Source organism: Polyangium fumosum (assembly GCF_005144585.1).
Lineage (GTDB): Bacteria > Myxococcota_A > Polyangia > Polyangiales > Polyangiaceae > Polyangium > Polyangium fumosum.
Map to the genome: position 1 here is coordinate 117768 of NZ_SSMQ01000027.1, position 25920 is coordinate 143687.

A 25920-nucleotide genomic window follows, 5' to 3' on the forward strand; every position below is an offset into this window, starting at 1 on the left:
ACCCCCCACCCCCGTCCTCCGTTTCACCCGCCCGACGCTTCCCCCCGGGGAAACCTCTTGCCCCCCGATCCCCCCCCTGCCAAAAAGGCGCGCCTGTTTCTCGCGCCCACCGATCGCCACGTCGAGCTCGCTCTTGCTGCGCCGGGCCAAGCTGCTCGTGGCGCCAGGACCTTGCGCGCCTTCGTGCAGGGCGCCCTCGCCATGGTCGAGCCGGATTGTGGCCTCGCCTCGAACGCCGTCACCCGCCTCGTCTCCCGCGTCGCCCTCGAAGCCGGCCCCGTCGCCGGCGTGGATCTCCCCGACGCACCCGCCGAGCGCGTCGCGTTTGCCGATGTCGTCGACTCTGCCCTCGGCCGCCTCCGGCGCGCGGGCGTTCGGCCTGACCACCTCTTCCAGGCCGAGGGCCCCCAGGCCGCGCTCCTCGCCGAGGTCATGCGCCGGGCCGACGAAATCCTCGCGAGCAAAAGCCTCGTCGACCCGCGCAGCGCCGGGTTCGTCCTGTCTCGTGCCCTCCGACGGGGCCCTTGTGACGCCCTCCTCCAGGAAATGTCGGCGTACGACGTCACCGTCTCCGGCCTCGTCTCCTTCGAGGCCGACGACCTCTCCTGGCTCGAAGCCTTGCACGCCCGCGCGCGCGAGGCCGGCGGCCGTGGCCTCGTCGTCGACATGCCGCTTTTCTCGGGCGAATCCCTGTTCGAACCGACGGACCTCGACGAAGAGGCCGTCGGCTCTGTCGCCACCGTCCTCGAAAAACGCTGGTCCGAGCTCGCGTTTGGCCCTTCCCTCGATTGGAGCCCGCTCCGCGACGGCGCCGCCTCCCTCGTCTTGCGCGCCGCGGGCCCCGAGGGCGAAGCGCGCGCCGTCGCGGCCGAGGTCTTGAGCGCGCTCGGCAGCGGCGTCCCGCCCGAATCCATTGCGATCGTCGTCCCCGCCCTCGACGACGGCACCCTCGATCCGCTCCGCGCCGCCCTCTCCGATGCGCGTATTCCTTTTCACGAGCCCCGGGGCCCCTCGGCCGACGCTTCGCCCGAGGGCCGCGCCGCGCTGGGCCTCTTTGCGCTCGCGTCCGGGCCCGTCACCCGGGAACGTGTCATCGATATCCTCCGCGCGCCCGGCCTCCATTCCGGCATCTGGGTCTCCGAGCGCGCCGAGCGCGACGCCGAGGCGAAGGCCGCATTGCTCGCGCACAGGCTCCGCGACGTCCCCGTCGAGGTCGATCGGACCGGCACGCTGCTCGTCGAGAATCTCCGCGCCGTCATCGAAGCTGCGGGCGATACAGACGAGGCCTGGATGCCGGATGCGCTCACGCGAATGCTGGAGAGCGTCGCGCTCCTCGCGAAGGGAACCACCCGGGCCGAGATTGCGGTGAGGTTTGGCGCGTTATGCGACAAACTCGATCTCGGCCGGCCCTCGATCGGCGAGCTCGGCGCGGCGCTCCGGGTCGAGGCGCTCCGCGGCCGATCCCTCGCGCTCCGGGCCATTGGCGAGGGGCAAGCCGCGGTGCGGGCCATTCGCGACGCGACACGCGCCGTCGTCGAAGCGGCGGCCATGCTCGGCCTCGAAGCGACGCCGGCCCGCGTCGAGGAGCTTTATGCCGAGGTGCGTCGGGCGAGCGCGACGCAAGGTCGATCCGACGGCGGCGGCAGCCGGGCCAGCGCCGTCCGTATTGCCCGGCCCTCCGAGCTTTGTGGCATCCCGTACGACGTCCTCCTCGTGACGGGGCTCGGGCCCGGCGGGTATGGGCCGGAGTCGGACGGCGGGCTCATCGACGAGCGGCTCTGGTCCACGCTGCCGGCTTCGGCCCGGCCGCCCACGGCGCGCGAGCGGGATCGGATCCGCCGCGCCGAACTCGCGTGGGCCATGGGCGGGGCGCGGCGCGTCGTGCTCTCGTACAGCACCACCGACGACGAGGCGGCACCGCACCCGACCGTCACGCGCGCGCTTCGATCGAAGATCACCGAGCGCGTCGAGCCCTCCTCGCGTGTGTCGCGGGCGGCCTCGCGGATCGATCCCCGCGGCGCGGAGCTCGTCGCGCTCTCGGCGGGCTCGCTCCCGGCGCCGCTCATCGCGGATCGTGTCTCCATCGAGCGGGCGCGTCTTGCGTACTTCCTGGATCCGCGTGCGGACGCGGGGCCCTTCACGGGCCGGATCGACGTGGCCGATCCCGAGCTCGCCGCGCACCTCCGCGCGTGCGTGGGCGGGGACGCACCCGGGCGCCCGATCGCGGTCACGCACATCGAGAAGGCCGCGGGCTGCGCGTTCGCGGGGTTTGCTCGGCGCGTGTGGCGTACGCGTCGCCAGGAGGACGCGCTCGAAGCGGCGGATCCACGCGAGCGGGGCACGCAGGTCCACGCGGCCACGGCGGCGGCGTTCCGGGCGGCGTGGGAGGCGGGCGGGCGCGCGAACCGCAGAAAGGCGCTCGAAGCTGCGCGTGATGCGGCGATGCGCGAGGTCGGCGCGGACAAGGAGGCGGCGCCGCTCCGGCGTGAGCTCTTGATCGCGGCCGTCGACGTCGCGCTTGGCTTCGTCGCGCATGGCCTTGAAGAGCAAGGGTATTCCTTTGCGCTCGCCGAGCAGCCCTTCGGCCCGTCGGTCGCGGCGCCTTGGGACGCGCTCCCGATCGCGCCGATGCCGGGGGAAGGGGAGGGGGACGCGGCGCCGGGGGCGTCGGTCTTCGTCGAGGGCAAGATCGACCGCGTGGATCGAGGCGACGGCGGCAAGAGCGCGGCGCGCGTCGTCGACTACAAGACGGGGCAGATCCCGAGCAAGAGCGAGCAGGGAACCTTGCACCTGCAACTGCCGCTCTACGCCGCGGCCGTGGCGCGGGCGACGGGCGCCGAGGAGGTGCAGGCGCTTTACCTGGGGGTGGACAAGCGCGGCGAGATCAGCGCGAAGCCCGCCAAGGACACGGATCGAAAGGCCATCGCGGACAAGCGCCTCGACGCCGAGCGCACGGCCCGCAAGGTGGTGCTCTCGCTCTGGGACGGGCGGATCGAGCCGCGGCCCGTGAAGGGCGATCTCTGCGATCGGTGTGACGCGCGGGACGTCTGCCGCAGGCCGGCCGTGGTGCCGGGCGAGGCGGACGAGGAGGGCGGCGGATGAGCCTCACGCTTCCGCCCGAGGACGCGCTCCTCTACGCCTTCCGCCGCAACATCGTCGTCGCCGCGAGCGCGGGCACCGGCAAGACGTACCGGCTCACGGCGCTCTACGTGCTGCTCACGCTCGGCCTCACCTCGATGGGCCACGCCGAGGGCGACGAGCCCGCCGCGCCGATCCCGCCCGAGCGGATCGTCGCGACGACCTTTTCGCGCGCCGCGGCGCAAGAGATCGCGACCCGCGTGCAAGCGGCGCTCTCCGAGATCGCCGCGTGGGACGAGGCAGGACCCGAGCCCAAGCTCGCCGGGCTCATCGCGGCGCGGCGCGCGATCCTCGCCGATCCCCCGTCCATCCCCGAGATCAAGCGCCGCGCGGCGGACGCGCTCGGACGCGCCGCGGGCGCGCGTATCGACACGCTCCACGGCCTCGCGCAGCAGATCGTCCGGACGCATGCGCTCGCGCTCGGCGTGGATCCGCAGGCGCGCGTGGTCGAGGAAGACGAGGCGCAGGCGCTCGCGGATCTCGCGGTGGACGAAGCGCTCTCGGCCGCGCTCTCGGCCGGCGGCGACCGCGCCGAAGCCGCGCGCGCGCTCGTCGCCGCCGCGAACGGCGTGTGGGGCGCGCGCAAGCAGGTCGCGAGCCTCTGCGACCGCCTCGACGAAGAAGGCCTCTTGCCCTCGGAGCTCCTGCTCGCCGAACACGAAGGCGGCGCCCGCTCCCTCCGCGCCTCGCTCGACTCCATCGTCGCCACCTGCATCGCGGGCGGACAACGCACCAAGGACGCCGCGCAGGTCCTCGCGCGCGCCCTCGCGCAGGCGAGCCCCGGCGAGCTCGTCCCGGCCGTGGCCGAAGAACCACTCCGTGAGCTCTTCGCCGTCGCCATGCGCGGCAAGACGAGCGACGCCGACAAGGAGTTCGCTGCCTTCCGCGAGGAGCTGCCCGGCGACAGCAACCCCGACCGCGCCGCGGGCCTGCTCGCCCTCCTCCGCGAGGCCCCCGCGCTCGCCGTGCGCGAACGTGGCATCGTCGCCCTGCTCGAAGACGCGCGCACCCGCCTCGGCGCGCTCCGCCGCAAGGAAGGCCTCCTGAGCTTCGGCGACATGCTCCGCATGGCCCGCGACGGCCTCCGCGATCGCCCCGAGATCGCCGCGCAGGTCCGCGCTTCCATCGACGCGCTCCTCGTCGACGAGTTCCAGGACACGAGCCGCGCGCAACGCGACATCGTCTACCTCCTCCGCGAGCGCGAGGACAGCGACCGCCCACCCGGCCGCGCCCCCATCGCGGAAAACCTCGTCGCCCACGGCCTCTTCCTCGTCGGCGACCGCAAGCAATCCATCTACGGCTTCCGCGGCGCCGACGTCGCCGTCTTCTCGCGCATCACGGGCGAGCTCTGCGGCCCGCTTGCCCGCGAGGCCCTCGCCCTCGCGCCCGAGATCTGCGCCGACGAAGCCCGCGCCGACCTCGTCGCCCTCCGCGAGAGCCGACGCAGCGGCGGCAAGATCCTCGACTTCGTCAACGCCTTCTCCGCCCACGACTTCCACACCCCGGGCGACGCGCACCCGCGTGACTTCGAGGTCGTCTACGGCCCCGCCGATCGCCTCGTCCCCGTCGCGGAAGCCGCAGGCACGGGCGAGGTCGTGCTCGTCGACGACGACGGCGCCTCCCCGCCCGACGCCGAGCCCGTCGTCCGCGGCGCCACGCGATCCATGCGCGAAGCCTTCGTCGCCGCGGCCTTCACCGCGCGGTACGTTCGCAGCGGCGAGGGCGCCTTCCGCGACATCGCCATCCTCGCGCGCCGCCGCAAGACACTCCCGCTCCTCGAGCTCGCGCTCGCCCGCATCGACATCCCGCACATCGTCGCGGGCCGCGCCCTCTTCGACACCTCCGAGGTCCGCGACGTCGCCGCGGTCCTTCGCCTCCTCGTCGATCGGCGCGACCGCCTCGCGCTCGCCACGGTCCTGCGCGGCCCAGCGGTCGGTTTGTCCGACGCCGCGCTCGCGTGGCTCGGCGCGCCGAAAACCGGGTTGTCGTTGCCCCTCGAACGATCGGACGCGCCGCGCCTGCTCCCGGCCTTGCCCGCGTGGGAAAAGCTCGGCCCCGCGGATCGTACGCGCCTCGAAGACTTCGTCCGCCGCTTCACCGAGCTACGCCGCGCGGCCCTGCGCCTGCACCCGGGCGAGGCGATCCGCGCAGCCGTCGCGGCCTTCGACCTCGACCGTGTCTTCGCCTCCATGCCTCGCCCCGAGATGCGCATCGGCCACGTCGATCGCCTCCTCGGCGTGGCGCGGCGCCGCGGCGGCTCGCTCCCCGGCTTCGTCCGCTGGCTCGACCGCCGCATGCGGGACGACTCCGACGAGCGCGACGACACCACGTTCGCCGAGGAGGAAGACGCCGTCCGCCTCATGACGATCCACGCGAGCAAGGGCCTCGACTTCCCCGTGGTGATCGTCCTCGACCTCGACGCAGGCGTCGCGCCGCGGCCCTCGGGCCTCCAGATCGCCTCCCTCGGCGGCCCCAAGCCCACGCTCATCCTGCGGCACCACGCCTCGCGCCCGGATCCGCTCTCCGACGTGATGCTCGCGCGGCTCGAACGAGGCGAGCGGCCCGTGCTCGACGCGCTCCGCACCGAAGCGCAGGCGAAAGCGGACGAGCTTGCCCGCGCGCGTGAGCTCGCCGAGCGGCAGCGGCTCACGTACGTCGCGATGACGCGGCCCAAGCGCGCGCTCGTCATGATTGGCGTCCCCGATCCGCCGGAAGGATCCCGCAAGCGCGCGAAGGGCGGCTCCGCGTTCGAGTCCCTGAAAGACGGCCTCACGAAGGCCACGATCAAGGACGCAATCACGCGCCGCGAGCAAGCCTCGGCCCTCCTTGCCGATCCCCACGCGCAGCCCCGCGAGGCGCGCCACGGCGCCGTCTCCCCGACAGGCCCCGCGCCGCCCTGGCCCGAGCGCCCGCCGACGCGCACGATCTCGATCGCCACGACCCCGCTCTCGCTTTTCCAGGGCTGCGCGCGCCGCTTCCGGTTGCGCCAGCTCATGGGCTTCGATGAGCCGATCAGCACCGGGTACGTGGAGCTGCCTGGGGATCCTGCGGCCGAAGTTGTGGAGGTCGACACGGAGGCTGACCTCGACCCGCGTATCCGTGGCCTCGCGGCCCACGGCGTCCTCGAACGCTGGCCGCGCGAGGCCTTTGGCCGCTCCGTCGACGTCGCCGACGTCCGCCGTCGTCTCGCGCTCGCGGGCCTCCGCCCCGAGATGCCCGAGGCCGCACGCATTGCCGAGGGGATTGCAGCGTTCCTCGACGGCCCTTACACCCGGGGGATCCGCGATCAGGGCCTGCGCATGCTGCGCGAGGAGCCGTTTGTCCTCACGATTGGCCTTTCCGCTGCGCCGGATGGCTCTGCGCGTGCGCTCGGTCTTCGTGGTGCCGTCGATTTTGTCGTTTTTCGCCCCGATGGCACCGTTGACGTCATCGACTACAAGCTCTCGCGTCCGCGCTCGGACCTCTCGGTGTATGCGTTCCAGCTCCACGCGTATGCGCTGAGCATGCATCGCCGCGAGCCGGAGCGGCGCATTCGCGCGGGGGTCGTGTTTCTCGCAGGTTCCTCGCCGGAGCCGATCTTTCTCGCGTCGGACGGGGAGGACGGGACCATCACGAACGCAGAGCATGACCGCTTCTCGAACGAGCTGAGGACCCTCGGCGAGCGCTTCGCCGAGGCACGCTGGGCCGATCGTTTTGATGCCGTCCCGCTGGATCGATGCCGCAAGCTGCATTGCGGCTTCGTGGGGGCCTGTTACGGGCCCGAGAGTACGTTGTAGCTGCCGCTGCCGCTTCCGCTTCCGCTTCCGCTTCCGCGACCGCTTCCGCGACCGCTTCCGCTTCCGGTGCTTTCGGGACGGTTGTTCTTTGTTTTCGTCCGGGGAGGTCGATTGTGCCCGCGTGCTCGGAAGGCGAAAGGCCGAGCCGTGCTCACCGTCCTCGCCGTGCTCGCGCTTCGCGCTGCGCGCGGCTCCGGGCGGTTGCGCGCGGTGCGAGGCTTCGCCTCGCAGCCTTTCGCCTTCCTCCGCGCGCGGGCCGGGGTCCGGGGTCCCCGGTCGGGGATACGGAGGAAACAATGGCGCTCAGAATTTATGACGTGGCGATCGAGATGCTCAGGACATTGCGGCCGGTGATCGAACGCGTCGGAACGAAGGATCCGAATCTCGGCGATCAGCTACGGCGGGCGGCGACGAGTATTGCACTGAACCTGAACGAGGGCGCGTATTCGCAGGGAAGGAACGAACGAGCCCGATGGTATACGGCAATGGGTTCGGCGGCAGAGGTCCGCGCGTGCCTGGAAGTAGCAGAAGCGCTCGGTTACATCGAAAAAGCGGACGAGAACCTGCTCGACACGCTTGACCGTATCGTAGCCACCCTGCATCGCCTCACACGTCGGTAATACCCGAGGCGTGCCGTCCCCCCGCCAGGGCGGCACGCCTTCCAACGGCAACGGCAACGGCAACGGCAACGGCAACGGCAACGGCAACGGCAACGGCAACGGCAACGGTCGCGGAAGCGGAAGCGGAAGCGGAAGCGGAAGCGGAAGCGGAAGCGGAAGCGGCAGCGGCAGCGGCAGCGGCCCACCCCACCGCGAGCACGCCCGCCGCGCCGCACCCGAGGAGCCATACCGACGGGATGCAAGCACACGGCGCAAAGTCATGGCCACCCCAGGCGAAGGGATGGCGATCGGGCCCACCAGCGTGCATGATGTGTGTTCAGCTACCGAGGAAAGGCTTGACATCCCCTGCGAGATGAAGCTCGCGTTATGCCCCGAGCGGTCACGCCATGCCGTCTCCCGCATGCGCGCACGGGCCGGTGGCAAGACCTCGGGGTGGATTCCACACGGGCGACGGGGAAAGGGCTCACGGGGCGCGTGAAAACGGCGCTCGGCGCGCTCCGAAAGGTGTCTGCAACGCGTGCAAACGTCACACCCTACGTTCGAGGACCCGTGTGCAACACGTGCAGACGGCAGAACGAACGTTCGTAGACCCGTTTGCAACGCGTGCAGACGGCACACGCACGTTCGTAGACCCGTTTGCAACGCGTGCAGACGGCACCACGCACGTTCGAAGACCCGTTTGCAACGCGTGCAGACGGCACACGCACGTTCGAAGACCCGTTTGCAACGCGTGCACGCGGGGTCGGGTACGCGGTGATCCGCGTTTGCAACGCGTGCACGCAGGATCGGGTGCGCTGCGACGCCCCCCTGCGAGGGGAGACTAAAACTCCCCGTCCGCGATCGCCCGCATCAGCACCTGCACCGTGACGATGCCGAGGTACCGCCCCTGATGCTCCACGATCACCGGATCGTACACGCGCGACTCGTCCCGCGACGTCGCCAGCCGCAACGCGACCGGCAGCGACGTCGCCTCGTCCACGCGCAACGGATGCGGATCCATCAGCGCCACGATCGGGCTGCCACCACGACGCATGTGCGCGAGCTCGTCGAGCAGCCGCTCCCGCGTCGCCAACCCGAGCACGTGCCCCTCACAGTCCACCACGGGCAGCGCGGTAAACGCCGTCGATCGCCGGAGCAACCCCGCGACCTCCCCCGCGGGCGTCCCCGGCAACACCGACGCATGCGAGCCACGAAGCGCGGCGATCGTGCGCGGCGGCGGGCTCGACTGCCCATCCCGCTCCACCTGCTTCGCCGCGCGCCGCACGAGATCCTTCACGGGCGTCGGGAGCGGCCCGAGCTCCGGCGCAGGCCGCGCGAGCAGATACCCCTGACCAAGCTCCACGCCGCACGCGAGCAGCGCTTGCAGATCGTGCTCGTCCTCGATGCCCTCGGCGATCACCTGGATCCCCGCGCGCCGCCCGAAATCCGCGAGGGAACGCACGAGGTGCGCGCGCAGCGGATCCCCCGCGAGGTGCCGCACGATCGCCTTGTCGAGCTTCAGGAAATGCGGCCGCACGCGCACGAGCGCCGTCAGCGACGCATACCCCGCGCCCACGTCGTCGAGCGCGATCCGAAACCCTTGGCTCGCGTAGTGCCGCACGATCCGCTCGAGCCGATCGCTGTCGAGCACCGCCCCCGACTCCGTCAGCTCCAGGACGATGCGCGTCGGCGCGACCCCATGCTCCTCCAGGAGCCGCCGCGTGAAACCCGCGCTGAACGCCGGATCGTCGATCACCCGCGGATCGACGTTCAGGAAAAACACGCCCTCGGATCCCACACGCGCGAGCGTCTCGATCCCGATCTCGCGAAAGCGCCGATCCACGGCCACGAGCCTTCCATGCGAGTGCGCCATCTCGAGGAGCGCCTGCGGCCCCGACACACCACGCGCGTGGGCCTCCGACGCGCCCGGGCCGAGGCGCCCGAGCACTTCGCGCCCCATCACCTCGCCCGTGCCGAGATCCACGATCGGCTGGAAAGCCACGTGCAGGTGTTCACTGACGAGCAGCTCGTCGAGCCAGGCGGGGGCCGTCGCCACGTCGCCCGAGCCTGGGGGGATCGTCCCGAGGGACTCGTCCCTCGTCATCGACGGCGCTTCTGCGCGGTGCTCCCCTGCCTTCATCGGTAGGTCGATCCTCCGGTCTCCACATACTACCGGTTTTTTTCGGGACGGTAGCATTCCCGTTTCTTGCGAACGTACGTACGCAGCCATTCGTGGTTTCGCTCGCGTACGCACGCTTTCGAGTCTGCCCGCCTGGTACTAGGGCCTTCCTTAGGGGAGGGCGTATGCCGAGGGAACGGGCCGAGCTCGAAGTCCTGGTCACGACGCCTCACAGCGCGCCTGTCCAGGGGGCATCCGTGCGTCTGCTCGGTCCGCGCGGGGCCGTGGTGGGGCAGGAGGTCACGCCGGGGCGGTTCCGCGTCGTCTTGCCGCGCCGCGGCGATTACGAGCTCATCGTGGAGCCCGGAGCCTCGCCGTTCGAGCTGCGCTCGCTCCGCACCACGCTTTTCCTGACACCCGGGAAATGCGGCAACGTGCTCGCCGCGATGAGCGGCCTCGAAGGCGTGCGCTCCCGCGTCGAGCGCGTCGAGTGCGCGCCGGGTCGCAGCATTGCCCACGTCGTCCTCGATTACGTATGGTTTTCCCACCTCGGATATCCGCCGACGCTCGGCAATCGCGTGGACGTGCTCGTCGACGGGGAAGACGGCTGGCGCGCGGTGGCCGAGGCGCTCCTCGCGGCGCGCCGCTCGATTCGCGTCACCACGTGGGTCTACGAGCCCGAGCTCGAGCTCCTGCGCCCCGACCCGCTCGCGGAGCCGGCGGAGCGCGAGGCCTATACCATCCAGCGCATCCTCGAATCCCGGGCCCGCGCGTCCGTCCTCGTGCAGCTCCTCCTCTGGGACCCGCCCATGTTGCCCCTTCCCGGCGAGGCGCGCCGCGTCGCGCTCACCGCGGGGGATGGTTTCGAGGTCCTCACCGAGAAAAACCCCACGGAGCGACCGCTCTTCGGCGCGCGGTATCCGTTCGGAAACCGCCTCCTCGGCGAGGTGCAGATCGGCTCGTTTCACCAGAAGACCGTGGTCGTCGACGGCCGCATCGGGTTTTGCGGCGGCATGAACATGCGCCAGAACGATTGGGACACCCGCCACCACCGCCTCTTCGAGCCCAGCCGGTGCCGCTTCACGCGGCCGAGCGCGCACCGCGCCCGCGTCAAGGAAGGGCTCTGCGTCGCGGACCACCCGCCGCGCCACGATTTCGTCGCGCGGATCGAGGGGCCAAGCGTCGCCCACCTCGAAGAGAACTTCCGGGAGCGATGGAATCGCCTCGTCGAACGCGGCGCGCCGCACGCCGAGCGCTCCACGTTCGTCCCGCCGCCCGATCCCGCCGCGCTCCCCGAGGCGCCCGGACGCTCCGCCGTGCAGGTCGTCCGCACCATGCCCGCGCCATACGCCGAGCGCGGCATCCTCGACGCCTACCTGCGCGCCATCGCCGCGGCCCGCCGGCTCCTTTACATCGAGGATCAATACTTCCGATCCACCTACGTGAGCGAAGCGATCGCCGAGGCGGCCTGGAAAAACCCGCGCCTCGCGGTCCTCGTCCTCACGAGCGAGGCGCAGGCGAACCACCCCTTCAGCGGCGCGTGGAGCCACGCCTGCTTCGAGCGGATCCGCGAGGCGCTCCCCGATTTCGAGCTCTACGGGCTCCGCTGCGCGGGCCGCGACGGCCGGGGCAAACGCCGCGTGCAGGAGATCGACCATCACGGAAAACTCCTCCTCGTCGACGACGTCTTCGTCATGGTGGGGAGCTGCAACGTGAACGACCGCGGCTTCGAATACGAGGGCGAGTGCAACGTGGCCATCGTCGATCCGGCCTTCGCCGCGACGCTCCGCCTCGGCCTCTTCCGCGATTACCTCGGCGGCGATCCGCGCCTTGGAAAGGACATCGAGCGCGACGTCGAGATCTTCCGCGAGCACGCCGCGCGGAATGCCAAGGGCCCGCCCGAAGGCGAGCCGCACCCGTACCTCGTCCCGTTCGCCCCGCGCCCTCGCCGTTCCCAGATTTTCGACCGCAGCGTCTTCTGACCGCTCCCGCGCCTCCCCCCTTGACGGCCGCGCGCCGCTCCGATGTTCTCGCGCTGCCATGCAGATCGACCGCTCCCGGTTTCTTCTCCTCACCGCGACCATGGCCTCCGGCGCGTGCGGCGGCGCCGCGCAGCCAGGGGCCGGGGATCCCGTCGTCGCGGCCCCGGTCGTCACGTTGCCCGAGGAGGAGAAACCTGCGTCCGCCGTGCCCCGCGGGGTCGCCGGCTCCCCGGGCGGGACAGGCGCGGACGAGCCGAGCGCCATCGTCGCGACGCTCGACGGCACGGGGGTCACAGGATTGGAGGACCTCGTCACGTGTGACGACGACGGCGTCGCGCCCAAGGGGTGCAGCACCCTGCGCGCGCCGGGGCCTCAATGCGAGAGCTTCACGGACACCCGCGACATGTGCGGCAAGCTCGCGCATGGGCTCAAGCCGAGCGTGGCCGAGAAGGCGGTCGATTGCCTGCTCGCGAAGAGCGGCAAGCAATCGATCTGCAGCTTCGACGCCGCGAACCAGTGTGGGATGTCGGCCGTGCGCAAGGCGTCGTGCATCGAGCCGTCCACGCAATCGGCGTGCGCGCCCGCCGTCAAGGCTTGCGGCGGGCGGCTCTCGACGAAGGATTGCCAGGCGTTGCTCTCGGCCGTGACCAGCAAAAACCGCCAGAACATGATCGCCTGCGTGACCGAGGGCTGCTCGATCGATTATTGCATGTATTCGGTGGAGTAACGCGGCGTCAGGCGGGCAGGGGGGAACGGGCGCCGCGCAGGCGCCGCCGCGCGAGGGAGAGCAGGCCCGCGCCGAGCGTCGAGAGGACGACGACGAACGTCCCGCGATCCTTGTTGGATCCAGATCCGCTGCCCGGCAGCACGACCACGCCGGACGGGCAGATCGTGTCCACGTTCTTCGACGAGCGCGCCCGGATCTCGTGCTCCACCTCGGTCTGGAGCTCCGACGGCTCGATCTCGAGGTCCTTCGCGAGCGCCTCGCGCGGCAGCTTCGCTTCGAGCCGCGTCAGCCAAACGTCCGCCGGGTGCAGGCCATTCAGCGCAGTCGCGACGTCGTCCATCGTCGAATCGACGAGCTCGTCGCTCTCGCCGCATTCGAAGACCCGCGCGTCGATCTCCCCCGCGCCGACCACCCCGCAGGACGGATCGTCCGACGGTTTGCCCGCCGGACACGGATCCACGACCATCCGGGTATCACCCGAGAACGTGTTGAAATTCATGACGCACGTCTGGTCGGTCGTCTCCCCGTTCAGCATGCCCTGGCCGATGTACCCCTCCGCGATCGTACTGGCCGTGCGGGTGGGGAACCCGAATTCGTCGGCCGAAAGGACGATCTGCGCATTCCCCCGCACCGCGCCCAGGATCGGCGCGAGCAGCGCTCGCGGCTTGGCGAACGTCGTGATCCACGTGGCCCCGCCGTTCGCCGCGAGCGTCGTCTCCCGCAGCGCCGCGTAGTTCGAGGCGTTCGTCGCGAAATCCCACGACACGAGGCTCTCCGGGACGAGCGCATTCTCGAAATTCTTCGCGCCCCAGCGCCCCTCGGTGATCAGGAACAACGTGATGTCCACGTTCGCGCCTGTCCCCACGGCCACCATGCGCAGCGGCAACGTCGGGCTGATGCCGGGTTGCACCACGCGGACCGGCTTCATCTCGTTCACGCCTTTCTCCGGCAGGAGCTGGAGCGCGATGAAATCGAACCCCTCCGCGACGTACGCGTCGATGACCGGCGCCGTCTCCGCGGGGATCACGTAGCCCGCGCTCGTCAGCCAATCGTCGAGCACGCCCGGCGTCTCCGTGCTCAGCGTGACGGTCTGGTACGGCCCCACCGTGCCGCGGTGCACCACGGTCACGCCCCCGCCGCCCGGCCCGAGCTCGCCCCCGCTCCCCGCGGCATCGGCCTGCACGCACCCGCAATCGAAATCGGGGCCATTGTTGCAACTGATCGGCGGCGCGAACACCGTGGTCGACGTCGCCGCGTCGAGCGTCTCGAACCAGGCGTCCGTGGAGACCTCGACGACCGCGCCGGGCTTCACGGGCAAGAGCCAGCCCCAGTTCTCGGGGTCGCCGTTGTACCGAATCTGGTCCCATAACACCGTCTGCTTGGGCGAGACGGAGAGCGCCATCCGGTGCGCGTTCACGATCGTGTTCACCATGGGCGGCACGACGCAGCCGCCACACGCGTGGGCGTCGTTCGGCGCGAGGAACGCGGCGAGCGGCGCGCCGATGAGGAGGGTCGCAAGCAAGGATGTCTTCATGAAGGTCTCCCATCACGCCGGGCAGAATGGCGGCGCGGGTGCCATCGTAGAACAAGTCGCGCCCCTCGATCGTGCTTTCGCCTGCTACGCTCGGCGTGATGTTTCCGCCGCCGCCCCGCTGGTCACGCCGCATCACCACCGTGGGCGTGACCGGCACGAACGGCAAGACGACGACGACGACCTTCCTCGCGGCCGCGCTCGCCCGCCTCGCCCGGCCCGTCCTCCGCGTCACCACGCTCGGCGCCTTCCTCGACGACGAGCCGCTCCCGTTTCCGACGACGCACGACATCTTCCTCGACGCCATGCGCCGCGGCTTCGAACAGGGCGCGCGTCATGCCGCCGTCGAGGCCACGAGCGAGGCCCTCGCGCTTGGGTTTGCGAAGGCGTGGCCTATTTCCCTCGCGGTCTTCACGAACCTGACGCGGGATCACCTCGACGCGCACGGCTCGCCCGAGCATTACCTCGCGAGCAAAGCACAGCTCTTCGTGCACCTGCCCGCGGGCGGCGCGGCGATCCTCAATGCCTGGGATCCCGCTTCGGAGCTGCTCGCCGAGGTCGTCGCGAGAGGCGCGCGCACCGTCACGTACGGCCTCCCCTCACGTGCACCGGGAAAGCCGGTCCTCCGGCCCGATCTCGTGGCCGAAGAGATCTCCGTGGGCTGGGAGGGAACACACGCCCGGCTCGTTTCCACGGCGCGTGGCCGAGGTATGCCGCAGGAAATACGCATTCGCGCGATCGGCGAGCCGTTCCTGGAGAATGCGCTCGCCGCGCTCGCGGCCGCGATCGAGGCGGGGGTCCCCCCGGCAGAGGCGGCGGACGCGATCGCCCAGGTGCCTGCGCCGCCCGGCCGATTCCAGGTCCTCGGCGCGGGACCACGCGCCGTCGTCGATGATGCGCATTCCCCCGACGCGCTCGCCCGTACGCTCACGACGGCGCGTGGCCTCGTGGCGGGCCGGGTGTTCGTGGTCTTTGGCGCCGGCGGGGATCGGGACCGCGGCAAACGCGCCTCGATGGGCGAGGCCGCGCGGCGGGCCGATCGCATCGTGCTCACGAGCGACAACCCCCGAAGCGAGGATCCCGCGGCAATCGCCGAGGAGATCCGGGCCGGGCTCGGCGATCACCCCGGCGTCCGTGTCGTCCTCGACCGCGCCGAGGCGATCCGCGGGGCGATCGCGGAGGCGGGCCCGTCCGACGTGGTCGTGATCGCGGGCCGTGGCCCCGAGACCGAGCAGGTCTTCGCCTCGGGAAAACGCCGGCTCGTCGACGCGGAGGTCGCGGCCGCGGCGCTCGCGGAGGCGTGAAGCAAAAAAAGAACCGGCGTTCCCCGTACCTATCGCGCGCCGTTCGGGCATGATGCGCGCGATGCTGCGAGGGTTCGTCTTGCGCTTCGTCCAGCGCGTCGTCGCCGTGCGCCCCGAGGAGATCGGCGCCGTCGTGTGGTCGTTCGTCTACTTCTTCCTGCTCCTCTTCGGGTATTACCTCATTCGCCCGCTCCGCGACGCCATGGGCATCGCGGGCGGCGAGAAGGCCTTGCCGTGGCTCTTCTCCGCGACGTTCGGGGTGATGCTCTGCGCCGTCCCGCTTTATGGCGCCCTCGTCACGCGCCTCTCGCGCCGCCGCCTCGTCCCCGTCGTTCACCGATTCTTTGCGGCAAACCTCCTCCTCTTTTTCGTGCTCGCGTCCCTCGGCGTGCCGCGCCCCCTCCTCGGCCGCGTCTTTTTCGTCTGGACCAGCGTCTACAACCTGTTCGTCGTGTCCGTCCTCTGGAGCTTCCTCGTCGACGTCTTCACGAGCGAGCAGGGCAAGCGCCTCTTCGGCGTCATCGCCGCGGGCGGCAGCGCGGGCGCGATCGTGGGCCCGCTCGTCACGGCGGCCGTGAGCAAGCGGCTCGGGCAAACGCACCTCTTCTGGTTGCTCGTCCTCGCGGCCGTGACGCTCGAAGCGTGTGTCCTCTGCGCGCGGCGCGCCGAGCATTACGCGGGCGCCCGTGACGCACCGGCGGCGCGCGCCTCGTCGGACAAACCCGTTGGTGGTTCGCTCTTCGCGGGCATCCGGCTCATCGTCGGGTCGCCGTACCTCGCGGGCATCGCGCTCGCGATCTTGCTCCTGACGACGATGAACACCTTCCTTTATCTCCAGAAGACGGATCTCGTCCGCCGCGCAGCGCAGGATTCGGCGGCGCACACGGCCCTCTTCGCCTGGAACGACACGGCCGTGAACGTCGTCTCCGCCGCGCTCTCGCTTTTCCTCACGGGCCGGCTCATGACGCGGCTCGGCCTCGCCGCGGCGCTCGCCGTGCTCCCCGTCCTCTCCGGCCTCGGCTTCTCGGCGCTCGCCGTCTATCCCTCGCTCGCGGTCGTGGCCGTGGTCGAGGGCCTCCGCCGCGCGGCGCAATATGCGATCGAGCGCCCGGCGCGCGAGGTGCTTTATACCGTCCTGCCCCGCGAAGCGAAATACAAGGCGAAGAGCTTCATCGATACCGTGGTCTTTCGCGGCGGCGACGCCGTGAGCGCGTGGGCGCACGCGGGCTTGCTCGCCCTGGGTTTGTCGTCCTCGGGCGTCTCGCTCATCGCGGTCCCGCTCGCGGGCCTATGGCTCGGCGTGGCCCTTTTCCTGGCCCGCCGCGAAAAGGTCCTGGCGGAGGAGGGGGCGGAGGCACGCAAGCCGGACGCGCCGGCGGCCGTGACGTGAATCGCGTCTCCCTTGTCCCCGCTCCTCCTCTCCGAAAGGGGACCTTGACCGCAAGGCCCCTTTCGGTTTCCTTTCTCGCATGCCCCACGTCGATCTGAATGGCCAGAAGATTTTCTACGAGGACTCCGGCGGCGAAGGGCCGCCCGTCGTGCTCGCGCACGGCTTCTTGATGGATCACACGATGTTCGATCCGCAGGTCGCGGTCCTCGCGCCTGCGTTCCGCGTGATCCGCTTCGACGCCCGCGGCTTCGGCCGCACGCAGAGCGACGGGAAGCGCTTCTCGTACTGGGATTCGGTCGAGGACTGCATTCGGCTCCTCGATCACCTCGGCATCGAGCGCGCCGTCATCGGCGGCATGTCCCAGGGCGGTTTCCTCACGCTCCGCGCCGCCTTGAAGTGGCCCGATCGCGTGAAGGCCCTCGTCCTCATCAACTCGCAGGGCGGCGTGGACAACGCCGAGACGCTCGCCGCGCACCGCGGCCTGCTGGAGGCCTGGCGGCAGCAGGGGCCGGTCGATGCGATCGTCCACCCGATCGCCGGCCTCATCCTCGGCGCGCCCGAGCACTGGGAGCCCTGGGTCTCGATGTGGCGAAAGGTCCCGGTCGAAGACCTCGTGGCCCCCACGCTCGCCCTGATCGAGCGCGACGACATCACCGATCGCCTCGGCGAGATCAAGCAGCCCGCGATTGTCTTCCACGGCGACGCGGACCTCGCGATTTCGATCGAGCGCGGTCGCCTGCTCGCGGACAAACTCTCGGGCTGCAAGAACTTCGTCCCGGTGAAGGGCGCGGCGCACGCGTCGAACCTCACCCACGCCGATCAGGTGAACCCGCCGCTCCTCGCGTTCCTCCGCGCGTACGCGTGAGCTGGGTTGACTGAACATCCGAGCAGACACGCTGGCGCCTTCGCGCTAGGATGCGCGGCATGGTGCGCCCCGTGCAGAACCCGCCGAACCCCTGGGCGAAGACCGAGGTGGAGTGGCTCGACGAGCCGCCGAACGCGACGCTCCAGGTCTTCGAGGAGCAGGCCCGCTCGATCCTCTCCGAGAACGAGAGCCCGGATCTGCCCTTCCGCTTCAGCCTGAACCCCTACCGCGGCTGCATCCACGCCTGCGCTTATTGTTATGCCCGCCCGAGCCACCAGTACCTCGGCTTCGGCGCGGGCACCGATTTCGATCGCAAGATCGTGGTGAAGACGAACGCGCCGCGCCTCCTCCGCGAGGCCTTCGAGAAGCCGAGCTGGCGCGGCGACGGGATCGTCCTCTCGGGCAACACGGATTGTTATCAGCCGCTCGAAGCGAGCTACGAGCTGACGCGTCAATGTCTCGACGTTTGCCTCGCGTTCCAGAACCCGGTCTCGATCATCACGAAGAGCCGCCTCGTGGCGCGGGACGCGGGCCTCTTGGCGGAGCTCTCGCGGCGGGCGCGGGCGCATGTGTTTCTCAGCATTCCGTTCGCCCGGGACGAGGACGGGCGCAAGATCGAGCCCTGGGCGAGCAAGACGAGCTTGCGCTTCGGCGCGATGCGCGCCCTCGCCGACGCGGGGGTCCCGGTCGGGATCGCCATTGCGCCTGTCATTCCGGGGCTCAACGATCCGGACATCGCCGAGCTGCTCGAGCGCGCGCGGGAGGCGGGGGCGGAGGCGGCGTTCATGCAGCCCCTTCGGCTCTCGGCCGAGGTGCTGCCCGTCTTCGAAGAGCGGCTCGCCGAGGCGTACCCGCTGCGGGCGCAGAAAGTACGCAATGCGATCCAGGAGATGCGCGGCGGCAAGATGAACGAGAGCGCGTTCGGGGCGCGCTTCTCGGGGCTCGGGCCCCGGTGGGCCATGATCGAGCGGGTGTTCGAGGCCCATTGCGCGCGCCTCGGCCTGAACCGGGAACGGATCACCCGCGAAGCGCCGACCACGTTCCAGCGACCGAAGAGGCAACTCTCGCTCTTCGACGACGGATCCCAAAACCGGTAACGGTACCACGGCGCGGGGGCGCGGCGCGCCGTTTTCCCTTCCGCGGCGGCTCCGTCCCCCGAAATGGGCGAAACGCGAACCCTCCAGGATACCATCCTGCGCCGAGCGGCGACCACGAGAATCCGCCGAGCGTTTCGAATGCGCCCATGAAGTGAGACATTTCTCACCAAACTTACGGCTTCGTACGATTCTGCGCCAAAAATGAAGGTTCGCGCCAGCGGTCGGGTTACGCTGGAGATGGTCACTGTGCAACGACGTCCGGCGCCGCTCCCCCACCCGGCGTGCACGTCTCCGCAGTGCCGGAGGTGAGGTGTGTCCATGCCCAAGAGCCCGGCCATGTTCCGTGTTTCCGCTATCTTTTTCCCTTGCTTGACGCTCGCGGCGAGCCTCCCCGGCTGCCTCCTCGACGTGGAGGAGCCGCTCGATATCGCGCAGATCGGCGCCCCGCCCGAGGACGACGACGAAGTCAAAGAAATCGAGACGGAAGACGCGCCCGAGGATCCCAAAGGGAAAAAGGCCAGCGGCAGCTCGGCTCCCCAGGCGGGCGCGGCGTGTACGGTGGCGGCGACGATCAAATACACGACATCGGGGGACGTCACGACCGCTTCGATCAACAGCACGGCCGTCGCCTGGTTCACGAAAGGCGCGTACACGGTCCGGATGACCGGCCCCTCGCGGACCCTCTCCGCCGGGGTGACCGGCGTCCCGGCCGTCACGACGACGATGTGGATTCGCACCCTCGCCACGCCCTTCGATCCGGTCACGATGGGGACCACGGCCCGCAGCGCCTGGCTCAACGCAGCGCGTGCTGTCAATTGCGTGACGGGAACGTCGGACATCCTCGGCCTCGCCTATCAGTATATCGAGGGCGCGTCGAAGGACGCCGGGTACGCGAACGGCGCGGACTACCACGATTACCTCGGCCTCGCCTGGGATCCGATCGACGCGAACATCATCGCCGCGGACACCACGCAGCTCGGCAAGATCGATTGTTCGGGGTACCTGCGGCTCCTCTTCGGCCAGCACGCGAACTTCCTCTACAACGGCGTGGAGGCGAAGATCCCGATGTCGCTGTACGTCGCGGGCACCCTCACCCGGTCGAGCAAGGATCAATATCAATCGGGACCTGGCAAGATCATCGTGCCGTTCCGGACCCAGCCGACAGGCGCCACGGCCTTCAACGGGACCCCCACGGCCACGGAGCTCGCGGCGATCGAGGTTGGTGATATCGTATTTTTCGATTCGAGCTGCGATTACTCCGTGTCGACCCCCGCCTGCGGCACCGACTGGACCTCGATCGGCCATACCGGGATCTACGTCGGTCGCGACACCGCGAACAACGCTCGTTTCATCTCGTCCCGCTCGACGGCGAACGGCCCCACCGTGGCAAACACGGGCGGCTGGTCGGTCTTCAACAACGCCACCGGCGTCAGCGGGACCTACCCGAAGCGGTTCCGAGGCGCGCGACGGTTCTGACGGCGCTCTGTCGGCGCGGCGCGCGGCGCGCTTCGCATTGCACTTTTCTCGCCCGATAAGAATTGCAATGGCGATACGGGGGCGCGCGGTCCGGACTTTTTTTCATATCGACTGTGCCTCCCGTGCCACAGGTCCCCCTGCGGTCCGGAGGGGACCCCGAAGGCCCCACCTAGCTCCGGGCCTCGCGACGGTTCCGATCGTCGTAAATTCGGCCGGCACACCGCTTGCAGCTTATCGTTGCCGAACCACGCCGCCTCCCCCGGCGGCAGGCCCGGTATCCCCGGCGCCGCGCAACCCCGACCCTCGGAGGTTCCCCCCATGGCCACGATTTTGGCTGCCTTTCGCTCTTTTGCAGGCGCGCTCCTCCCCAGCCTCGCGATCGCCGCGACCCTCACCGGCTGCCTCGGAGGTGGAGGCGACGCCGACGCCGGCGACGAAGATACCGAGATCACGAGCGGCGACGAAGGAGAGGAGACGGGAGGGGACGAGACGACGACGCCGCCCGGCGACGAGCCGGTCGTGGAGGTCGGGGGCGAGGCGCAAAGCGCGGGGCCGTGCGGGAAGGTCGCGACGTTCTCGTTCGCGAGGTCGGGCGAGACGAAGATCGCGTCGATCGGCGGCGAGCCGGTCGCGTGGTTCACGCACGGCGGGTATTCCGTGCGGATGGCGGGGCCTTCGCGCACGCTCGGCGCGAGCACGGCGGCGAGCTCGGTCACCACGACGACGTGGGTGCGGACGCTGAGCGAGCCCTTCGACGCGGAGAAGACCTCGGAGGAGACGCTCTCGGCGTGGCTGAATGCGGCCCGCGGCGTGAACTGCGAGGCCGGGACGCAGGACGTGATCGCGATCTCGTACGACTACGTGGAGGGCGGCTCGAAGGACGCGCGGTACGCGCTCGGCGCCGATTTCCACGACTTCCTCGGCATCGCGTGGGACCCGATCGACGCGAAGAGCATCCTGGCCGACCTCGGCCTCGAAGGCGCGCTCGACTGCTCGGGCTACATGCGCCTCGTGTGGGGGAGCCGCGCGAACTTCACGTATGACGGCGCGGACGCGAGCCTGCCCCTCTCCCTGAAGTCGGTCCCCGGGCACCTGCCGCGCACGAGCGAGGACATGTACCGGTCCGGCCCCGGCAGGATCGTCGTCCCCTTCCGCACGCAGCCCGCGGGCGCTGCGCCCTTCCAGGGCGCGCCGACGATGACCGAGCTCGCTGCGATCGAGCCTGGAGACCTCGTCTTCTTCGACTCGCAGTGCAACTACACGATCGCCACGGCCCTGCTCTGCGGCAAGGATGCGGGCGCGATCAGCCACGTCGGCATGTTCGTGGGCCGCGACAACGGCGGGAACTACCGCTTCATTTCGAGCCGCTCGCAGGCGAACGGCCCGACCGTGGGCAACACCGGCGGCTGGTCGATCTTCAACGCGGGCGTGGACGGGACGGGCTCGTACCCGCAGCGCTTCCGCGGCGCCCGTCGCCTGTAAGCTGGCCTGAGGCTCCGACGCCTCAGGCGCGTACGCAAACCTGGGTCTCCGTTTATCCACCTGGATCAAGGGTGTACCAGGATCCCGGATCCTGATTCCTGCATCCGATCGCCTGGCTAGGCTTCCCGCGCGCCGCTCTCGGCGCCACGTTCCCCCTCGGGGCGGCTGAACGAGGGGAGGCGAGGCGTGGAACGTTTCGACGTGCTCATCGTCGGCGGAGGTCCGGCCGGGCTCGGGGCGGCGCTCATTCTTGGGCGCTGCCGCCGCAACGTGCTCGTCTGCGACGCCGGGACCCCTCGCAATGCGCCCGCGCGAGGCATTCACGGCCTGCTCGGGCACGATGGTTTGCCCCCGGCGGAGCTCTTGCGGCGGGGGCGCGAGGAGGCGCGGCGGTACGGCGTCACGATTCGCGACGTCGAGGTCCGCGACGTCCGGCGGAGCGGCCATGGATTCGAGGCCGACCTCGCGGATGGAGGCCGGGTCGAGGCGCGCAAGGTGGTGCTCGCGACGGGGATGCGCGACGTCCTCCCGTCCATCGAGGGGATTCTCACGTATTATGGGCGCGGCGTGTACCATTGCCCGATTTGTGACGGCTGGGAGTGCCGTGACCAGCCGATGGGCGTCCTCGGCCCCGCCCGCCGCGCGACGCGCGCCGCCTTGTCGCTCCTGCGCTGGAGCGACGACGTCTTCGTCTTCACGCACGGCCTGTCCGCGTTCACCGACGACGAGAGGCGTATGCTCGAAAATCATCGAATCGGCCTGCGGGAGGCGCCCATCCTGCGGCTCGAAGGCGAGGGCGAGGATCTCGCGCGGGTCGTGCTTTCCGACGGCGAGGTCGTGCCGCGGCGGGCGATCTTCCTGAAGACGGGCGAGGTGCCGCGCTCGGACCTGCCCACGAAGCTCGGCTGCAAGATCAACGGCGACGGCACGACGGAGGCGGAGTTCCACGGGAGCACGGAATCCGAGGGCGTCTTCGTCGTCGGCGACGCTTCGCCCCGCGTCCAGCTCGTCAGCGTGGCGCAGGCCGAAGGGGCCGCCGCCGCCGTCCGCATCAATGCCATCTTGCAGGAGGAGGACCTTTCTTTGCGTTAGGCCGAGACATCGGAACGCGGGTTCTGTGATAGGGTGCGCCAATGTCCGCGTCCGCGCCCTCCCCGGTCCCCGAAGTCGAGGCCGCCGCCCCCGCGCCCTCGGCCTCGCATGCGCCCCACGAGCCGTACGTACCCGCGCGCGAGAGCCCACGCGAGCTCACCGTGCGCGCCGTGGCGCTCGGCGCGCTGCTTGGCATCGTCTTCGCCGCGTCTTCGGTATACCTCGCGCTCAAGGTCGGCTTGACCGTCTCGGCGTCCATTCCGATCGCCGTCATGTCGATCACGATCTTCCGCTTCTTCGGGCGCGCGACGATCCTGGAGAACAACATCGTCCAGACGACGGGCTCCGCGGGCGAGTCGATCGCGGCGGGCGTGGCATTCACGCTGCCCTCGCTCTTGCTCATGGGCTACGACCTCGCGGCGGGCCGGGTGCTTTTGCTCTCGGTGCTCGGCGGCCTGCTCGGCGTGTTGATGATGATCCCGCTCCGGCACGGGCTCATCGTGGAGGAGCACGGAAAACTGAAATACCCCGAGGGCACGGCCTGCGCCGACGTGCTCATCGTGGGCGAGACGGGCGGCACGAACGCGAAGACCGTGTTCGCAGGCTTCGGGCTCGGCTTTTTCTACAAGCTCCTCGGTGACCCGCTGAAGCTCTTCAACATGAACCCCGCCTATCGGTTCACGAGCTGGAAGGGCGCGAGCATCGCAGGGGAGCTGACGCCGGAGATGCTCGGCGTCGGTTACATCATCGGCCCGAAGACGGCGAGCACCACGATGGCGGGCGGCGTGCTCGCGTATCTCATCCTGATTCCGCTCATCGCTTTTTTCGGCGACAAGATCGACAGCCCGATTTTCCCGGCGACGACGCTCATCCGCGACATGTCGCCGAACGACATTCGCAGCCGGTACGTGCTCTACATCGGCGCGGGCGCGGTGGCGACGGGCGGCTTCATCAGCCTCGGCCGCGCGCTGCCCACGATCGTCAAGGCGTTCCGGAGCGGCATCAAGAGCTTCCGCGCAGGCAAGGCCGAGAAGGCGACGCCGCGCACGGAGAAGGACCTGCCGTTCAATTTCGTGGTGTATGGCCTCGTCGCGCTCCTGCTCGCGATATGGCTCGCGCCCACGCTCGGGATCTCGCTGCCCACGGCGATCCTGATCATGCTCTTCGGCTTCATCTTCGTGACGGTCTCCTCGCGGATCACAGGCGAAATCGGCTCGTCGTCGAACCCGATCTCGGGCATGACAGTGGCGACGCTCCTCATCACGTGCCTGCTCTTCCTGGCGATGGGCTGGGTGGGCGTGGATCACCGGGCAATGGCGCTCTCGACGGCGGCGATCGTATGCATCGCGGCCTCGAACGGCGGGGCGACGAGCCAGGACTTGAAGACGGGATATCTCGTGGGCGCGACGCCGCGGCGGCAGCAGATCGGCCTGCTCGTCGGGGTCGTCACGAGCGCGCTCGTCATTGGATACACGCTGCTCTTCCTCAATGCGTCCTACACGACGCGGGCCGCCGAGACGTACGAGGTGCCCATTCCGGTCGAGTCGATCACGGCGCAGGTGGAGAAGGGCCCGGACGGGAAGGACTATCGCGTCGCCTACCAGCCGAACTCGGGCGCGGCCATTCCGCAAGGAAAGTACCTGGTCGAAGACTCGGGGAAGGTCGCGTTCGTGATCGACCCGGGCATCGGCGGCCGCGTGCCACACGAGCCGAAGAAGCTCGAAGGCGACACCGCCGTGCCCGCGAACGCGGCGAGCAAAGGCACGATGCTCGGCCCGGATCGCAAATCGTACACGGTCTACGAGGTGGCCGAAGGCGGGGCGATGCACGCGGGGCGGTACCTCGGCGAGGACGGGAAGCTCGTGTACGAGCTGCGCGAGGTGAAGAAGCTCGACGCCCCGAAGGCGAGCCTGTTCGCGCTGATCATCGACGGCATTCTCACGCGCAAGTTGCCCTGGAGCCTCGTGCTCATCGGCGTGATGCTGGCGATCGTGATGGAGCTCTGCGGCGTGGCAGCGCTGCCATTCGCAGTCGGCGTGTACCTGCCCATTTCGACGAGCGTGCCCATTTTCGTCGGCGGCCTCGTGCGGTGGCTCGTCGACCGGAAGCGCGGGCAGGCAGGCAGCGATGAGGAGTTCAGCCCAGGCACGCTGCTCAGCTCGGGCTACATCGCGGGCGGCGCGATCGCGGGCCTCGTGGCGGCGCTCGTCGCGGGTGTCGGGATGGAACACAAGTTCGACCTGTCCACCGTGTTCACGCGTTTTTCGGCCTCGAACCTCTCGGGCGTGCTCGCGTTCGGCGCGATCGCAGGCGCGCTTTACTGGGCCGCCGTTCGGGGGAAGTCGGCCGTCGGCAAGTCCGAGGGCTAAAGGGCAAAGGGGGCGCGGCGCGGACCTTGCCAGCCGCCCCCCCCGATGTCTCCTCGAAACTACCTGCAATACCTCCTCGTTTTTCCCCTTCTCCCCGCCTGCGCGGGCCCCGATCCCGAATTCCTCGCGGAAGAATCCGAATCCCTCGCCGAGGATGTGTCCGCGATCGCGCGACGATGCGAGGACGCCTCCGATTGCGCCGGCAGCCTCGGCTGCGTCCAGGGAGTCTGCGCAGCGTGCAATCGTCACGCACACTGCGCGAGCAACGTGTGCGACCTTTACCAGGGCGGCCGGTGCATCCCCGAAAAGGAGGTCCTTTATGTGGGCCGCGAGGTGGTATCCCATTACGAAGAATGCGACAACGCCACAGGCGTGAGGAACGATCCCTTCTGCCAGATCCGGGACGCCATTCCGGCGCTGGGCAACGGCAAAAGGGTGATCCGCGTCGCGCCAGGCTTTTATTTGCCGTTTCACGTGAGCCTCGGCGAGGTGTTCACCGTGTACGGCCCGGCCGGCGAGGGCGGGATCGCCCAGGTCACCGAAGAGGACGTGGGCGGGCTCAGCGTGCGCGGCGGCGCGCGCGTCGTGCTCGATGGGCTCGAGCTCGGCCGCTATTCGCACGGCTCCGGCGTGCGCTGCGAGGGCCCAGGCACACGTGTCGTCGTGCGGCGCAGCCAGATCTTCGCCGATACACGGGCGCCCATGTACACGAACGGATGTGACCTCCGGCTCGAGCACACGGAGGTGTTCACGCGCGAGTAGGAGGGTGCATTTGGGAGGCGCGGAGCTGGGGCTTTGCCCCAGGCCCCAGCAGGGGCTATCCGCCCCTGCACCCGGACCAGCCAGGGGCCTGAGCACTGGTCTCATCTTACGAGCCCATTCTCCCTGAGGACGCGCAGCATCTCTGCTGCGGGAGCTAGGCGTTCCAGGCCGCGACTGATGGTGACGGAGCCGGGGGGACCTCCCGAAGACT

16 protein-coding genes are annotated in these 25920 nt (G+C 69.9%); 14 read left to right on the top strand and 2 right to left on the bottom strand.

The genetic code is table 11. The features are described 5' to 3' along the window. Positions 1-57 precede the first annotated feature (57 nt). From E8A74_RS24970 to E8A74_RS24980, 3 genes are all read left to right on the top strand, one after another. Entirely contained in the window at positions 58-3102 is a 3045-nt protein-coding gene (locus tag E8A74_RS24970; RefSeq protein ID WP_136931568.1) for a PD-(D/E)XK nuclease family protein, read from the top strand. Then, positions 3099-6914 (top strand): UvrD-helicase domain-containing protein, encoded by a 3816-nt coding sequence (locus E8A74_RS24975; protein WP_136931569.1) that lies wholly within the window; start codon positions 3099-3101, stop codon positions 6912-6914. The genes E8A74_RS24970 and E8A74_RS24975 overlap by 4 nt, the downstream gene beginning before the upstream one ends. A gap of 296 nt (positions 6915-7210) precedes the next feature. Then, complete coding sequence (locus E8A74_RS24980; protein WP_136931570.1) at positions 7211-7534, top strand: four helix bundle protein; 324 nt, start codon at positions 7211-7213, stop codon at positions 7532-7534. An 820-nt stretch (positions 7535-8354) separates the two neighbouring features. Here the strand turns inward: E8A74_RS24980 and E8A74_RS24990 are convergent. Next, entirely contained in the window at positions 8355-9653 is a 1299-nt protein-coding gene (locus E8A74_RS24990; protein WP_170229350.1) for an EAL domain-containing protein, read from the bottom strand. A 164-nt stretch (positions 9654-9817) separates the two neighbouring features. Here E8A74_RS24990 and E8A74_RS24995 point away from each other — a divergent pair, with 164 nt between their 5' ends. Together E8A74_RS24995 and E8A74_RS25000 are read left to right on the top strand one after the other, a co-directional pair. Continuing rightward, the gene (locus E8A74_RS24995; protein ID WP_136931573.1) at positions 9818-11614 is read left to right on the top strand and encodes a phospholipase D-like domain-containing protein; all 1797 of its coding nucleotides are present in this window, start codon (positions 9818-9820) and stop codon (positions 11612-11614) included. Positions 11615-11672: 58 nt separating this feature from the next. After that, entirely contained in the window at positions 11673-12341 is a 669-nt protein-coding gene (locus tag E8A74_RS25000) for a hypothetical protein (RefSeq protein WP_136931574.1), read from the top strand. Positions 12342-12348: 7 nt separating this feature from the next. Here E8A74_RS25000 and E8A74_RS25005 read toward each other — a convergent pair whose 3' ends face one another. Beyond that, positions 12349-13875 carry a DUF2330 domain-containing protein gene (locus tag E8A74_RS25005; protein ID WP_136931575.1) on the bottom strand — a complete coding sequence of 509 codons (1527 nt, stop codon included), beginning with the start codon at positions 13873-13875 and terminating at the stop codon, positions 12349-12351. A 71-nt stretch (positions 13876-13946) separates the two neighbouring features. On the opposite strand from E8A74_RS25005, the gene E8A74_RS25010 reads away from it, so the two are divergent. From E8A74_RS25010 to E8A74_RS25050, 9 genes are all read left to right on the top strand, one after another. Next, positions 13947-15176 (top strand): Mur ligase family protein, encoded by a 1230-nt coding sequence (locus tag E8A74_RS25010; RefSeq protein ID WP_136931576.1) that lies wholly within the window; start codon positions 13947-13949, stop codon positions 15174-15176. A gap of 61 nt (positions 15177-15237) precedes the next feature. After that, complete coding sequence (locus E8A74_RS25015; protein ID WP_211365442.1) at positions 15238-16566, top strand: NTP/NDP exchange transporter; 1329 nt, start codon at positions 15238-15240, stop codon at positions 16564-16566. Between the two features lie 79 nt (positions 16567-16645). Continuing rightward, positions 16646-17431 (top strand): alpha/beta fold hydrolase, encoded by a 786-nt coding sequence (locus E8A74_RS25020; protein WP_136931578.1) that lies wholly within the window; start codon positions 16646-16648, stop codon positions 17429-17431. Between the two features lie 59 nt (positions 17432-17490). Beyond that, entirely contained in the window at positions 17491-18528 is a 1038-nt protein-coding gene (locus tag E8A74_RS25025; RefSeq protein WP_136931579.1) for a PA0069 family radical SAM protein, read from the top strand. Positions 18529-18864: 336 nt separating this feature from the next. Next, positions 18865-20004, top strand: coding sequence for an NlpC/P60 family protein (locus E8A74_RS25030; RefSeq protein ID WP_170229351.1), 1140 nt, complete (start codon positions 18865-18867; stop codon positions 20002-20004). Positions 20005-20322: 318 nt separating this feature from the next. After that, positions 20323-21486, top strand: a complete 1164-nt coding sequence (locus tag E8A74_RS25035; protein ID WP_136931581.1) for an NlpC/P60 family protein — start codon at positions 20323-20325, stop codon at positions 21484-21486. 186 nt (positions 21487-21672) lie between these two features. After that, positions 21673-22578 (top strand): NAD(P)/FAD-dependent oxidoreductase, encoded by a 906-nt coding sequence (locus E8A74_RS25040; RefSeq protein ID WP_232379733.1) that lies wholly within the window; start codon positions 21673-21675, stop codon positions 22576-22578. Between the two features lie 41 nt (positions 22579-22619). Further along, positions 22620-24947, top strand: a complete 2328-nt coding sequence (locus E8A74_RS25045; protein ID WP_136931583.1) for an OPT family oligopeptide transporter — start codon at positions 22620-22622, stop codon at positions 24945-24947. 45 nt (positions 24948-24992) lie between these two features. Next, on the top strand, positions 24993-25709 hold the full coding sequence (locus E8A74_RS25050) for a hypothetical protein (RefSeq protein ID WP_136931584.1): 717 nt from the start codon (positions 24993-24995) through the stop codon (positions 25707-25709). Positions 25710-25920 lie beyond the last annotated feature (211 nt).

Excerpts from the sequence above, each read along its gene's own strand:
- E8A74_RS25015 (WP_211365442.1), top strand. The coding sequence starts at position 15,238 with ATGCTGCGAGGGTTCGTCTTGCGCTTCGTCCAGCGCGTCGTCGCCGTG.
- E8A74_RS25035 (WP_136931581.1), top strand. The coding sequence starts at position 20,323 with ATGGCCACGATTTTGGCTGCCTTTCGCTCTTTTGCAGGCGCGCTCCTC.
- E8A74_RS25030 (WP_170229351.1), top strand. The coding sequence starts at position 18,865 with ATGTTCCGTGTTTCCGCTATCTTTTTCCCTTGCTTGACGCTCGCGGCG.
- E8A74_RS24995 (WP_136931573.1), top strand. The coding sequence starts at position 9,818 with ATGCCGAGGGAACGGGCCGAGCTCGAAGTCCTGGTCACGACGCCTCAC.
- E8A74_RS24975 (WP_136931569.1), top strand. The coding sequence starts at position 3,099 with ATGAGCCTCACGCTTCCGCCCGAGGACGCGCTCCTCTACGCCTTCCGC.
- E8A74_RS25005 (WP_136931575.1), bottom strand. The coding sequence starts at position 13,875 with ATGAAGACATCCTTGCTTGCGACCCTCCTCATCGGCGCGCCGCTCGCC.
- E8A74_RS25045 (WP_136931583.1), top strand. The coding sequence starts at position 22,620 with ATGTCCGCGTCCGCGCCCTCCCCGGTCCCCGAAGTCGAGGCCGCCGCC.
- E8A74_RS24990 (WP_170229350.1), bottom strand. The coding sequence starts at position 9,653 with ATGAAGGCAGGGGAGCACCGCGCAGAAGCGCCGTCGATGACGAGGGAC.
- E8A74_RS25020 (WP_136931578.1), top strand. The coding sequence starts at position 16,646 with ATGCCCCACGTCGATCTGAATGGCCAGAAGATTTTCTACGAGGACTCC.
- E8A74_RS25025 (WP_136931579.1), top strand. The coding sequence starts at position 17,491 with ATGGTGCGCCCCGTGCAGAACCCGCCGAACCCCTGGGCGAAGACCGAG.
- E8A74_RS25000 (WP_136931574.1), top strand. The coding sequence starts at position 11,673 with ATGCAGATCGACCGCTCCCGGTTTCTTCTCCTCACCGCGACCATGGCC.
- E8A74_RS25050 (WP_136931584.1), top strand. The coding sequence starts at position 24,993 with ATGTCTCCTCGAAACTACCTGCAATACCTCCTCGTTTTTCCCCTTCTC.
- E8A74_RS24980 (WP_136931570.1), top strand. The coding sequence starts at position 7,211 with ATGGCGCTCAGAATTTATGACGTGGCGATCGAGATGCTCAGGACATTG.